Origin of the sequence: Klebsiella sp. CB_Kp196, from assembly GCF_040061575.1 — a bacterium.
GTDB classification, from domain to species: domain Bacteria; phylum Pseudomonadota; class Gammaproteobacteria; order Enterobacterales; family Enterobacteriaceae; genus Klebsiella; species Klebsiella michiganensis.
In genome coordinates this window covers 217,619-230,664 of the sequence record NZ_JBEAFH010000033.1, presented here as the reverse complement: position 1 = coordinate 230,664, position 13,046 = coordinate 217,619, and the positions used below count along the sequence as shown (strand labels likewise).

The 13,046-nt window shown below is 57.1% G+C and carries 14 protein-coding genes; 6 read left to right on the top strand and 8 right to left on the bottom strand.

Translation table 11 applies throughout. From position 1 onward, the window contains the following. Positions 1-11: 11 nt before the first annotated feature. On the bottom strand, positions 12-911 hold the full coding sequence (locus tag ABLU87_RS07860; RefSeq protein WP_014226851.1) for a LysR family transcriptional regulator: 900 nt from the start codon (positions 909-911) through the stop codon (positions 12-14). A gap of 98 nt (positions 912-1,009) precedes the next feature. Between ABLU87_RS07860 and ABLU87_RS07855 the strand changes: the two genes are divergently transcribed. From ABLU87_RS07855 to ABLU87_RS07840, 4 genes are all read left to right on the top strand, one after another. Beyond that, complete coding sequence (locus ABLU87_RS07855; RefSeq protein WP_025105932.1) at positions 1,010-1,612, top strand: short chain dehydrogenase; 603 nt, start codon at positions 1,010-1,012, stop codon at positions 1,610-1,612. 106 nt (positions 1,613-1,718) lie between these two features. Beyond that, entirely contained in the window at positions 1,719-2,057 is a 339-nt protein-coding gene (locus ABLU87_RS07850; protein ID WP_032692867.1) for a hypothetical protein, read from the top strand. Between the two features lie 262 nt (positions 2,058-2,319). After that, on the top strand, positions 2,320-4,239 hold the full coding sequence (locus ABLU87_RS07845) for a tyrosine-protein phosphatase (protein ID WP_064377965.1): 1,920 nt from the start codon (positions 2,320-2,322) through the stop codon (positions 4,237-4,239). A gap of 273 nt (positions 4,240-4,512) precedes the next feature. Continuing rightward, positions 4,513-4,701: a hypothetical protein gene (locus tag ABLU87_RS07840; protein ID WP_014226855.1), complete on the top strand. Its 189-nt coding sequence runs from the start codon at positions 4,513-4,515 to the stop codon at positions 4,699-4,701. Between the two features lie 333 nt (positions 4,702-5,034). On the opposite strand, the gene ABLU87_RS07835 is transcribed toward ABLU87_RS07840, so the two are convergent. From ABLU87_RS07835 to ABLU87_RS07825, 3 genes are all read right to left on the bottom strand, one after another. Beyond that, positions 5,035-6,216, bottom strand: a complete 1,182-nt coding sequence (locus ABLU87_RS07835; RefSeq protein WP_014226856.1) for a PLP-dependent aminotransferase family protein — start codon at positions 6,214-6,216, stop codon at positions 5,035-5,037. A 265-nt stretch (positions 6,217-6,481) separates the two neighbouring features. Beyond that, complete coding sequence (gene gss / locus ABLU87_RS07830) at positions 6,482-8,353, bottom strand: bifunctional glutathionylspermidine amidase/synthase (RefSeq protein ID WP_009654105.1); 1,872 nt, start codon at positions 8,351-8,353, stop codon at positions 6,482-6,484. A 76-nt stretch (positions 8,354-8,429) separates the two neighbouring features. Continuing rightward, on the bottom strand, positions 8,430-8,573 hold the full coding sequence (locus tag ABLU87_RS07825; RefSeq protein WP_305955792.1) for a hypothetical protein: 144 nt from the start codon (positions 8,571-8,573) through the stop codon (positions 8,430-8,432). Here ABLU87_RS07825 and ABLU87_RS07820 point away from each other — a divergent pair. Both ABLU87_RS07820 and yghU read left to right on the top strand, forming a co-directional pair. After that, positions 8,561-9,121, top strand: a complete 561-nt coding sequence (locus tag ABLU87_RS07820; protein WP_014839560.1) for a thioredoxin domain-containing protein — start codon at positions 8,561-8,563, stop codon at positions 9,119-9,121. The two genes, ABLU87_RS07825 and ABLU87_RS07820, sit on opposite strands and share 13 nt — an antisense overlap. 72 nt (positions 9,122-9,193) lie before the next feature. Continuing rightward, positions 9,194-10,060, top strand: coding sequence for a glutathione-dependent disulfide-bond oxidoreductase (gene yghU, locus ABLU87_RS07815; protein ID WP_014226859.1), 867 nt, complete (start codon positions 9,194-9,196; stop codon positions 10,058-10,060). A 35-nt stretch (positions 10,061-10,095) separates the two neighbouring features. Here the strand turns inward: yghU and yghX are convergent, their stop codons facing one another. The 4 genes from yghX to exbB all read right to left on the bottom strand — a co-directional run bounded on the left by yghX (position 10,096) and on the right by exbB (position 12,905). Next, complete coding sequence (gene yghX / locus ABLU87_RS07810; RefSeq protein WP_116279849.1) at positions 10,096-10,983, bottom strand: YghX family hydrolase; 888 nt, start codon at positions 10,981-10,983, stop codon at positions 10,096-10,098. Between the two features lie 121 nt (positions 10,984-11,104). After that, the gene (locus tag ABLU87_RS07805) at positions 11,105-11,599 is read right to left on the bottom strand and encodes a TIGR00645 family protein (protein ID WP_004105804.1); all 495 of its coding nucleotides are present in this window, start codon (positions 11,597-11,599) and stop codon (positions 11,105-11,107) included. A 142-nt stretch (positions 11,600-11,741) separates the two neighbouring features. After that, on the bottom strand, positions 11,742-12,167 hold the full coding sequence (gene exbD, locus ABLU87_RS07800; RefSeq protein WP_014226862.1) for a TonB system transport protein ExbD: 426 nt from the start codon (positions 12,165-12,167) through the stop codon (positions 11,742-11,744). Between the two features lie 6 nt (positions 12,168-12,173). Further along, positions 12,174-12,905, bottom strand: a complete 732-nt coding sequence (gene exbB, locus ABLU87_RS07795; RefSeq protein ID WP_004105812.1) for a tol-pal system-associated acyl-CoA thioesterase — start codon at positions 12,903-12,905, stop codon at positions 12,174-12,176. Positions 12,906-13,046: the final 141 nt, after the last annotated feature.

Here is a 13,046-nt window from a genome sequence, read left to right as displayed (position 1 = left end):
CCGGCAGAGAATTAAGCAGTCTGCCCGTTCTGGCCCTGCCCCTGCAGAAGATGCTCAACAAAGCGCGTCAGCTTCGGCAGCGGCCGCAGATCCTGCCGCCAGAGCAGGTGAATCGGCCTCGGCTGCGGGGTATACGCCTCGAGCACGCGCACCAGTTTGCCGCACTCGAGCGCATCCGCCAGCAGCACTTCCGGCTGCAGCAGCAGCCCGGCGCCGGCGATCGCCGCCGTTCGCAGCGCGTAGCCATCATTACAGCGCAGAACAGCGTCGCGCTTCCAGCGTACGCCCTCCTCCGCGCCCGGCAGCTTCCACTCATTGCGCGCGGTCCACACCGTATGCGACAAACAGAGATGATCGGCCAGGTCCGCAGGCGTTGTCGGCGTACCGTGGCGGGCTAAATACCCGGGCGCGGCGCAGATCGTCATCCGGTAGGGCGCGAGATACTTTGCCACCAGATCGTTATTGCGGATCTCGCCGATGCGGATCGCCAGATCGATGCCCTCATCCACCAGATCGACCATCCGGTTGGTCAGATCCAGCTCCACGCGCACGTCGGGCCAGGCCTGCAGAAACGTGGCGGTCAGCGGGGCAATCACGCAGGCGCCAAACGACGTCGGCGCGCTTATCCGCAGCGTGCCCGCGGGCGCGACCCGTAGTCTCTCCACTGAACTTTCGGCGATGGAGACCTGCTCCAGGACGCGTTTCGCCTCGTCAAAATAGACCCGCCCGGCGTCGGTCAGGCTCTGGCGGCGGGTATTGCGCTCAAGAAGACGGGTATTAAGCTGCCGCTCGATCAGCGCGATATATTTCCCGACCATCACCGCCGACATCTCGAGCCGCGCTGCGGCGCCGGTAAAGCTTCCGCACTCCACGACCGCAATAAAGGTCTCCATCGCCCGCAGCTTATCCATATTACAAACCCCTGGTTAGCAATCATTTAATTTTTAGCCAGTTTATCCGATATTTGTTTTATTAAAGAATAGCCTCTCACCCGAGAGAGGAACCTGCTATGAAAATCATCATTATTGGCGCCAGCGGTACCGTTGGCCGCGCGGTTGCGCAAGAATTAAACCAGCGTCATGAAGTCATTCGCGTCGGCCGCACTCAGGGCGACTATCAGGTCGATATCACCTCACAGCAGAGCGTGCAGAACCTGTTTGCGAAAACCGGTCGGGTAGACGCGATTGTTTCCGCCACTGGCAATCTCTTCTTTGGCCCGCTGGCGACCATGACCGACGGCGATTTCAACCAGGGCCTACAGGATAAACTCCTGGGGCAGATTCGCCTGGCGCTGACCGGCCAGCATTATCTGAACGACGGCGGTTCTATTACGCTGATTAGCGGGATCGTCGCCCATGAGCCCATCGCTCAGGGCGTCAATGCCACCACCGTCAACGCCGGGCTGGAAGGATTCGTTCGCGCCGCCGCCTGCGAACTGCCGCGCGGAATACGTATTAACCTGATTAGCCCCACCGTATTAACGGAATCGGCGGCAGCCTACGACGGTTTCTTCCCCGGTTTTACCAGCGTCCCCGCCGCCAGCGTGGCTCAGGCCTACCGCCGCAGCGTAGAAGGCGTTCAGAGCGGACGGATCTATAAGGTCGGCTACTGACCGGCGCCGCTGCGGGCCGGAATGACGCTGCCGGCCCGCGACGGCGCTTACATCCTGTTTCATCAACGGCTACACTGATTCTTCAATTTGCCTTTTTGAATGACTCATGTTGAAGAAACTCGTTTTTATTGCCCCGCTTTTGGCGCTTATCGCTCTACTTATCTGGTGGTTCACGCCCCGCTACGCCGAAGAGGACGTCGCGTACTACCGCTCCGTCTTCTGCGTTATTGACCATCAGGACAGCCGTGCGTTTCTCCGCGATATGGAAAATATGATTGAAGGCGGCAATTCGGATTATGCGCTGCATAAGACCCACTACGTGCCCGCTCTGGGCCAACGGATGCTGGACACCTGGCAGCAGTTGACGCCGGAAGAGCAGAAAAGTATCAGCCAGGACCAGCAGCGCTGTCGCCAGCTGATGAGCGAAAAGCAGCGCCCGGATTAAGGCGTATTACTGCGCAAAATGACTCGCTGATAATAATAGAAAATAACATTCTGCTGCGACGAGCGGAATGTTAAACATAAACATGGCGAATGAATAACAGTATTTAGCGCGCGCAAAAGTTATATTTAATCGATATCCTGACGTTATTATCACCCTATTTATTTAAAAAAATCGTTCTGGAAATAATTCCGTCACAATCTCCTCTTATATTTCCAAGCATTAATAAACAGTAAATTATAACCAATAATTATCGAGGCTTATTTTGATTCGCTATATTCCCGTTTCGCTCTCTCTGGTCGCCGCCGCCGTTTCCGGCGTGCTCTACGCTGCGCCGATAAATACGCCCGTACTCGCTACGATGGATAATTTCCGCGATATCGCTGGCACGACGTCTGTTTATACCACCAGCCACGACGGCACCCTGCGCACCGGCGTTTTTTATCGTTCTAATGCTCTGGCATTATCCTCCGCGGACCAGGCGACGCTGAGCACGCTCGGTATCAGCGATGTTTATGATTTGCGCACGGCCAGCGAAATCGCCAGCAGCCCGGACGTGATGCCCGACGGGGCGAGGTATACCCATATTGATATCATCGGCAACACCGCTTCGGGCAGCAACATCACCTCAATAACGTTCAGTAGCGCCGCTGAAGCCAAAGCGATGATGCAGCAGACCAACGTCTCCTTCGTCAGCGATGCCGGGATGCGCGCCCGGTTCACCACGCTATTTAACGATCTGGCCAGCGCCGACGGCGCAGCGCTGTTCCATTGTACCGCGGGCAAGGACCGCACCGGCTGGACCGCCGCGATGCTGCTGAGCATTGCCGGCGTCGATGAGGGGACCATTATGGAAAACTACCTCGCCACCAACGACTATACCCGCCAGCGCGTCGAAGCGACCCTGGCGATGATGCCCCCCGCCATGGCGGCGATTTACGAGCCGCTGCTGGGCGTCGATGCCAGCTATCTTCAGGCCGGGCTGGATGAAATCAGCCGCGAGTACGGATCGGTGGATAACTATCTGAAGCAGGGCCTGGGGCTGTCGCAGGAGACGCTCTACGTCCTGCGCGGCAAAATGGTGCAGTACGGCCAGCTGCCGGGACAAAGCGAACTGCAGGGGAATGCGGCGCAGGGCGCTGCGCTGCTTAACGCCCTGCAAAACAGCGAGCTATCGGGCCGCTACACCGACTATAACTATTATCTGCAATCGGCCATTGATGCCGGAACCCTCGGCGGCGTGGAGACTCAGGTCGGCGGGCAGATTTACGCGGACGCCGCCAGCTACCTGCTGCGCAGCGGCTCGCGATTAGACAGGGCGTTAACGCCGAATATTGATAGCCGTCAGCTGCGGGATGGGGAAGGAAAACTGTGGCTGACCGGGCTTAGCGGCTATCTTGGCACCGATGGTTCCGCCCGCGCCGCCAGCAGTAATGAGCATACCACCGGCTCGCTGCTGGGCTATACCTGGCGGTTTAACGCGCAGCTTAGCGGCTACGGCACTCTGGGATATAGCTGGGGCTCGCTGGGCAGCGCCAGCGCCGATGCGGATGCCAACACCACTCTGCTGGGGTTCGGCGGTCGCTATGCTTTTGAGGATTTAAATCATGGCCTCTTTGCCGCCGCCGATCTCAACGCAGGCTGGATCGATTATAGCAGTACGCGCCGGCTGAATGGCGGGCTGGGTACGGCCACCGGCGATACCCATGGCCAGCTGGTTGGCGGCACGCTGCGCCTCGGCTACGTCAGTCCGCTCGATTTTGCCAGCGTTGAGTACGCCGTCGGGACCCGCCTGACCCACCTGCGGATGGACGCTTTCCGCGAAAGCGGCAGCGAGCTGGCGCTCAACGTCGACCGCGTCAGTGAAAATAACGCCAGCGGTATTGCCAATGTGAGTATCGCATTTCATTCGCAAAACGGCGGCGGCTGGCGCTTCACGCCGGCGATAAATATCGGCTATGAACACAGTTTCAGCGGCCCTTCGGTACGCACTCAGGGACAGGTTTATCACTATGAGGTCGTACAGAACGCGGCCTTCGATAGCCGTGACATGGTCAACGCTGGCGCCAGTTTGAGCATCACGCGCGGTGCGCTGAGCCTGAACCTTGGCGGCCAGGCTGACGTCGCCAGCGGCGGCGACAGCCACGGCTACAGCGGCAGCCTTAGCGTGGGCTACGCCTTTTAAACATCCCCAGCAGGCCGCCGCCGCGGGCGGCTTGCTCTTAGCCACGAAAATGCAAAGCGGTTAAACATACACCGCCGAGGATCGGCGCATTTTTCGCCGCCATGGGCAAAACGAAACGCTGGCAGGAAAGGTAAAACAGAAATTATGTTTCAATCCGCTACTGGCAGCGGCAATCATCAATCTGACGCATGATTGTCCTTACCATAAAAAGTAGTTGATCTGGTATCGACAAGCTCTTATTTTGCTTCTCAGTTTTTAAACGAGATGAAACTGATGCCTACTATTACAGCCAGTAGTATGAAAGAAGCAAAAGAGTTAATGAATTGTGGGAAGTACAAAGAAATCGTTCTCAATTTCGATATTGATGCTGACGATTTTTTCACCCTCGCAACATCCCAGTCAGGAACAAAAGTCACCATCACAGACAGAAATAATCGCTCATCGGTCAAAGCAGAAAAATAATAAAAACCCCTGAGGCTCTTCTTATGCTGTTAGCTATTGGTACCGTCGCTGTTGCTTTTCTTTCCACGTTGATGCTGATCTGGCTTGACGATCGCATTACCGACCAGGATTAACGACCGGGGCCGGCGATAAGCCGCAAAACCGCCCGCCTCTGTGTTTCTCTCGCCCGTAGCCATCGGCTGCGGGCGATTCAAAAAACCCGCCAATCCCGTTTTCACATTACGCACTGATGATTTTCGCCCGCCGGCAGATCATGCATTCGCATAAAAACAGGGGCTTAAAGAAGAAAACGAGAAGGGAGCCCCGCGCCGCCGACGGCGCGGAGCACGGCGATTACAGCGACTTCGCCAGGCGCTCGACGGCGGTCATCAGACCCTCTGTCGACACCGTCGAGTAGGACAGGCGCAGCGTGCGGGTATCCGGGTTATCGTTATAGAACGCTTCTCCTGGTACGTAGACCACGCCATTTTCCAGCGTTTTCTTCATCCATTCCATGGTATCGAACGGATAACGGAAGCGAGCCCACAGGAACATACCGCCTTTAGGACGGCTGAACGCCAGATGCTCGCCAAGCTGCGATTCCAGCGCGTCGGCCAGCGCCACGCACTTCTTGCGGTAATCTTCGCGGATCAGGGCAATCTGGCTTTCCAGACGGTTCATGCTCAGGTATTCCGCGGTGATGACCTGCGAGAGCATATTAGTGTGCAGATCCGCCGCCTGTTTAACGATCACCGTCTGCTGCGCCAGCCAGTCCGGCATCACGATCCAGCCAATACGCATCCCCGGCGCGAGGATTTTGGAGAAGGTGGAGGTATAAACCACCTGATCTTCACAGCCCAGCTCAACCGCATACTGATACAGCGGGCGGCGTACTTCATCAGTGAAGCTGATTTCACCGTACGGATCGTCTTCGATAATGACGAAGTCGTGCTTTTTCGCCAGCTCAACCAGGCGGCGACGACGAGCTTCGCTCAGGGTTTTCCCGCCAGGGTTGCCAAACGTCGGCACCAGGTAAACGGCTTTCACACGCGTGGTTTCCAGCAGATCGGCCAGCTGTTCCACCAGCATGCCGTCATCGTCGGTATCCACGCTGAGAATATTGGCCTGCGCCAGCTGGAAGACCTGCAGCGCCGCCAGATAGGTCGGACGCTCAACGACAATCGCATCACCCGGATCGAGCAGGGTGCGGGCGACGATATCCAGCGACTGCTGCGAACCGGAAGTGATATAGACATGACTTGCCGAACAGGCCACGCCGCGCGCCTGACACAGTTCGCTAACGGCCTGACGCAGCGGCGGATAACCTTCGGTCAAACCGTACTGGAACGCATCGTTAAAGCGCCCGTTCATCACCTGTTGCACCGCCAGGTTCAGGCCTTCGGTATCAAAAAGCTCCGGGGCCGGAATACCGCCGCCCAGAGAGATAACGCCGGGCAGCTTACTGTGCTTGAGGAGTTCGCGGACGGCGGAGGGCTTAAGTTCACCCGCGCGGGCGGCGAGTCGCCGATCGTGCATACTATTTTCCTTTTCTGTCTTGTTGTTGTGATGTTTTATCTATTTTTACCGTTCATTCCCCCGGCCGAACTATGCTCACTGGGGCTACGGGTTCGTATGTTCGGTAGCCCGGACAGATGCGCAGCATCGCCTCCGGGTTATTCTTCAGCAACCTGCGGCCTTCCCCCGGGGGCGGCGCGATGCGCCTTGCCCGGGCTACAAATGCCGCAGGTGACGAGAACCGCAGCCCGGATAAGGCGCTCACCGCCGCAATCCGGGGCCAAACTTAACGGCTATCTGTGTCTTTTAGCACGATTAACGGCTCAATATCGCTCTCTTTTTTAACTACCAGAGAATCATCTCCGCGCAGGCAGGTCCCGCCGTAGTTACCGCCGACGGTGAAGGTGCAAACCTGGATGTATTTGCCATCCACTTTTGGCAGGCACCACAGCTGCTGGTAGATATTTTTGCGGTCGAAAAACTGGCCGCTGGTTTTATCCAGCACTTCGTCCTGCGGGCCTATCAGGTCGATATTGTTGCCGCAGCGGCCCGAGATAGGCTTAACCGCATAGCCGCTTTCCGCCAGCTGCTCGTTGACCACAAAATCGGTATCCAGAAGATAGCGATGATTGGGGAACAGCGACCAAAGCACCGGCAAAATCGCCTTGTTGCCGGGGATAACCGTCCACAGCGGCTCGAAGACTAACACTTCCGGGCGCAGCAGGACGTCAATCAGGCGCACTTCATTATTCGGGTGTCCGGTACGTATCGGCACCGCCGCGTACTCATCGGCGCTGACTTCCCGCACCTGCTCAATGGCGGTCTCCCATGCCCAGGTTTTCCAGACGCAGTTGACCAGACGACCGTCGGCATCAATCAGCTGCCCGGCGGCATCCCAGCGCAGTTCATCCAGGCCAAACAGAATTTTGCTCTCGAAGCCGGCCTGGGTCAGCGAACGCTGGATAAACTGCGCGTGGTAGTTCTCCTCCAGATCCTTATCCTGCATGATGTGCACGAAAGGACGCGCCCGGCTGTGCTTCCACGCTCCGGCCAGCTCATCCAGCAGATTTTCCGCCGGGTTGTGACCGGTGCCGTAGTAGCCCTGCTTCAGCCACTGCTCGAGGATCAGCCCGCCTTCGGTATGGCAGGACGCGGAATCGGCGTTGTACTCATACACCTTGAGCCCGCGCTCATCCATACAGAAATCCATGCGGCCGGTAATCATATGATGGCGACGGCGCTGCCACGAGAGGCGCAGACGCGGCCAGAGAATTTTCGGAATATCGAACAGCGCCAGCAGGCTGTCATCCTTCATCACCTTGTCGGTGGCGTGCAGGTACATCAGATGCAGCTCATTGGTGGCTTTGATAAGCTCCTGCTCGGCGCTTTCGGTGATGGTGAAATACTGGTAAGGGTCTTTATTGATGACGTGGCCGTTGGCTTCCACGTAGGCTTTTTGCAGTGAATCTTTCTCGTTGAGCCAGTTGCCGCGGTATTGGCCTTTATTCGGCAGACGCGCGCCTTTGATGGCCATCGCCTCACCCGGCAGCACCGGCTGCGGCAGGCTGTGCTCGGTATCGGCGGTTTGGATCATCCAGCCGAGGATTTCGGTATCGGCAAAGGTGTCTTTAATCGTGTAGAGGCCGTTTTTCACTTCCAGCGTCAGCTCGCGGGTCCACTGCTGGCCCTGCGGCAGCGGCGAGTGAATGACGTTCTGTTCGGCGATCCTGACCTTATTCCCTATCAGTTGCGTAATCACCGCCACGTGGCCCGTGTGCTTAAACTCGCCGCCTTTCTGCCAGATCAGCAGTGAGCCGGCGAGAGGCGGACGGCGGGAGCCGTTGGCGAACGCCTGCAGCGGCAGAATATTGTCGTTGACCACCTCGCGGAGAAAACGCAGGGAGAAGATTTCGTAGGCCATGCCGACATCGGTGAAAACAAAACCGTAGGTGAGGAACAGAAAGCGGCGCGCGAACTCCACGCACTGCCATTTGTGCCCCATATACTCATTACCGATATAGCTGCGGAACGTGGCGTCATCCGGATAATCTTGCGGATTTAAGCTACTGTAATTAGAAGAATAAATCGCCACGCCGCCCGGTGCGTAGCCTAATAGTGTACCAAACGGGGCGTCACTGCTTGTGGAACCTTTGCTCATTTAGCCTGACCTCAAATTAATGCAGCCCGGGCAGTTGGCGAAACAAAACTCCCTCTTCTTATCCTGCCGCAGGCACTTACCAGACAGAGGTGGAATGATGATACCACTCATTCGATTCGCTAATCGTGCCCTTAAGGAAAATAAGCCTGCGCCCCCGGGCAAAAGTGATATCGTTATTTGAGATAAAAAAACAATCAGGAGTCGACAATGAGCACACCATCGCATCTGACCGCCCAACCGCTGGTCTGGGGGCATGGCCCCCGCACCTTTGAGGTGTTCCTCGAACCCACCTGTCCTTTCTCCGTGCGGGCATTTAATAAGCTTGATGACCTGCTGGATGAAGTTGGCGCGGATAACGTGACGATCAAAATTCGTCTGCAGTCTCAACCGTGGCATCTGTTTTCCGGCGTCATCGTCCGCTGCATTCTCGCAGCCTCCACCCTGCCGCACGGCCGCGAGCAGGCGCATAAGGTGCTTAAAGCCGTCGCCGACCACCGCGAAGAGTTTGAGTTTACCGACCACTGCAGCGGGCCGAACATGAACGCCACGCCGCAGCAGATTATTGAGCGTATCGAACGCTATAGCCACGTCTCGCTGGCCGCGGCGTTTGCCCGCCCGGAGCTGCAAAACGAGATCAAATGGCATAGCAAGTACGCGCGCCAGAACGGCATCCACGTGTCGCCGACCTTTATGGTTAACGGCCTGGTGCAGGCGGATCTCGGCAGCGGCGACGACGTCAGCGTATGGGCCGCGCGGATTCTGGCTTAGTACGACTCTCCCGCGCCGGCGCGGTAGCGCCAGCGACACGACATCAACACCTCACTAAAAAGGCAGATCAGCATGTCAGAGAATAACTACCAGCCACCTAAAGTGTGGGAATGGAAGCAAAACAACGGCGGCGCATTCGCCAATATCAACCGTCCCGTCTCCGGCGCAACGCACGATCGGGAGCTGCCGGTGGGCGCGCATCCGCTTCAGCTCTATTCGCTGGGGACGCCCAACGGCCAGAAAGTGACCATTATGCTGGAAGAGCTGCTGGCGTTAGGCGTCAGCGGCGCGGAGTACGACGCCTGGCTGATTCGCATCGGCGAAGGCGATCAGTTCTCCAGCGGCTTTGTCGAGGTTAATCCGAACTCAAAAATCCCCGCGCTCCGCGACCACTCCACCACTCCGCCGACCCGCGTTTTTGAATCCGGCAGCATCCTGCTCTATCTGGCGGAAAAGTTCGGCTTCTTCCTGCCCAAAGATCCGGCAGGCCGCGCCGAAACCCTCAACTGGCTGTTCTGGCTGCAGGGCTCGGCTCCGTTCCTCGGCGGCGGCTTTGGCCACTTCTTCAGCTATGCGCCGGTGAAAATCGAATACGCGATCGACCGCTTTACGATGGAAGCCAAGCGCCAGCTTGACGTGCTGGACAAGCAGCTTGCCCGCGGCCGTTTTGTGGCAGGAGAGGAGTACACCATCGCCGACATGGCCATCTGGCCGTGGTACGGCAACGTGGTGCTGGGGAATGTTTACAACGCCGCCGAGTTCCTGGATGCCGGTAGCTATAAAAACGTGCTGCGCTGGGCGCAGGATGTGGGTAAGCGCCCCGCCGTTCAGCGCGGGAGGATGGTTAACCGCACCTCAGGCCCGCTCAACGAGCAGCTTCACGAGCGCCATGACGCCAGCGACTTCGACACGCAAACCGAAGATAAACGCCAGGCGTAGCGCCCATGCCCGCCGGAGGCTTCCGCCTCCGGTTTTTAGCGCAAATACCTCTCAAACCACGCCAGCGTGCGTTGCCAGGCCAGGTCAGCCGCGGCCCGGTCGTAGCGCGGCGTGGAGTCATTATGAAAGCCGTGGTTAACACCCTGATAAATATAGGCCTCGTAGACTTTATTATGCGCCTTCAGCGCCTTTTCATAGGCGGGCCAGCCTTCATTAATGCCGCTATCGAGTCCGGCATAATGCAGCAGCAGCGGCGCTTTAATTTTATCGACCTCATTCAGCGGCGGCTGGCGGCCGTAAAACGGCACCGCGCAGGCCAGCTCAGGGATCGCCACCGCCGCCGCGTTGCTGACGCCGCCGCCGTAGCAGAACCCGGTGATACCGACCTTCCCCGTCGCCTGCGGATGCTTCGCCATAAACGCGACCGCCGCAAAGAAATCATTCATCAGCTTCACGGGATCGACTTTCTGCTGTAGCGCGCGGCCTTCATCATCATTACCGGGATAGCCGCCGACGGAGCTCAGGCCATCCGGAGCCAGCGCGATATAGCCCGCTTTCGCCACCCGCCGGGCAACGTCTTCAATATAGGGATTCAGGCCGCGATTCTCATGAACCACCACCACGGCGGGCGCTTTGTCGGCTATTTTCACCGGCGTCACCTGATAAGCCCGCACTTCGCCGTGGCCGTCAGGAGAAGGGTAATGAATATACTCCGGACGGATATCCGGGTCGGTAAACGCCACCTGCTCCGCCAGAGCATAGTCGGGCTTCAGCAGGTTAAACAGCGCCAGCGCGGTCATCCCGCCGACGGTATACTTCCCCGCCAGTTGGAGAAACTCGCGTTTGCTGATTTTGCCGTGGGCGTAGTAGTCATAGTATTCGAGCAGCTGCTGCGGAAAATCTTTGGCCGTTAGTCGCGTCATCACCCTGCCTCCGTTATTAAGCGCCCTTTAAGCAAAGCAGAAGCCCGGACATACGCCAGCGGAGAAAAGCAGAAACGGGGAGTAAAAAGCCCAGCGGCCAACACCGCCGGGAGAGGAGGGATCAGTGTTTCACTTTGGTCAGACGATCGAGGTAGCCCATCACAAAGGCCGACAGCACAAAGGTCAGGTGGATGATGACGTACCACATCAGCTTATTGTCCGGGACGTTTTTCGCATCCATAAACACCCGCAGCAGATGAATGGAAGAGATCGCCACGATGGAGGCGGCAACCTTATTTTTCAGCGAAGTGGCGTCCATTTTGCCCAGCCAGCTGAGCTTCTCCTTGCCCTCGTTGATATCCAGCTGGGAAACAAAATTTTCATAGCCGGAGAACATCACCATCACCAGCAGACCGCCCACCAGGGTCATATCCACCAGCGACAGCAGGGTCAGAATCATATCCGACTCACTGACGCTGAAAATATGCGGCAGTATGTGGAAGATCTCCTGAAAAAATTTGATCGTCAGCGCAATCAAACCGAGCGAAAGGCCAAAATAAACCGGCGCCAGCAGCCAGCGCGAGGCGTACATAGCATTTTCCAGAAAGCGTTCCATAAGATCCTGTCAGTTAACATAAACGGCCGCCATTATACCGCAACAGGGCAACGTTATAGCAACAGGCGTCCAACAAGAGAGCGATTCGAGGAGATAAAAAAGGCTGGCGCAAGGCCAGCCTGAGAAGATGGGTGGAGAGAGGTTACTTCGCTTTGACGGTTTCTTCGCCCACCAGGCCAATCTTCAGATAGCCCGCCTGGTGCAGGGTATCCATAACCTTCATCATCGTCTCGTAGTCCACGGTTTTATCCGCGCGGAAGAAGACGGTGGTGTCTTTCTTGCCTTCGGTCAGCGCATCCAGCGAGGCGATCATGCTCTCGTCGGTAATGGGGTCATTGCCGAGGAACATGGTTTTATCCGCCTTCACCGACAGATAGATCGGCTTTTCCGGACGCGGCTGCGGCTGGCTGGAGGAAGCAGGCAGATTCACCTTCACGTCGACGGTAGCCAGCGGCGCCGCCACCATAAAGATGATTAACAGCACCAGCATGACGTCGATAAACGGCGTCACGTTGATGTCGTGCATTTCGCCGTTATCATCGAGGTTTTCGTTAAAATGCATCGCCATAAAGCATTAACCTACGCGTAGTTTCTGGGCAGTACGTACCGGCTTAACGCCGCTGGCGCTCAGGTCCAGGTCGCGGCTTTGCAGCAGCAGAACCTGGGCGGCGACATCGCCAAGGGACGCTTTATAGCTGGCGATCATGCGGGCAAAAATGTTGTAGATGACCACCGCCGGAATCGCAGCGAACAGGCCAATTGCCGTGGCCAGCAGCGCTTCCGCGATACCCGGAGCAACCACCGCCAGGTTAGTGGTCTGGGTCTGGGCAATCCCGATAAAGCTGTTCATGATGCCCCAGACGGTACCAAACAGGCCGACGAACGGGGAAATCGCGCCGATGGTCGCCAGATAACCGTTGCCGCGTCCCATGTAACGACCTACCGCCGCCACACGACGCTCCAGTCGGAAACCGGTACGCTCTTTAATGCCTTCGTTATCTTCAGAACCCGCGGAAAGCTCAAGCTCATTTTGCGCTTCGTTGATCAGCTGCGAGGTCAGGCTTTTCGCATCGAAACCGTTAGCGATATCGCTGGCCTGGTCGAGAGAGCGTGCTTCAGCAACCAGCTGCTGTTCGCGCTTGAGGCGGCGCTTGCTGGCCAGGATCTCTGCGCCTTTGCCGAAAAAGATAGCCCATGTGACTACCGACGCCAGAATCAGGCCGATCATCACTACCTTAACGACAATATCGGCATGATGATACATACCCCAAACGGAGAGATCCGCCTGCATCAAATTATTACCCACACTGTATCTCCAGGACGTAAATCACAAAATCTGCGCACAATAATATCAAAACGACATCGAATTGATAGTGGTTCTCATTAGTATTTACACTGTGCAGCAAATCACGTTTATTTTCCTTGCGCTTACGCAGTAAAAAAGTTG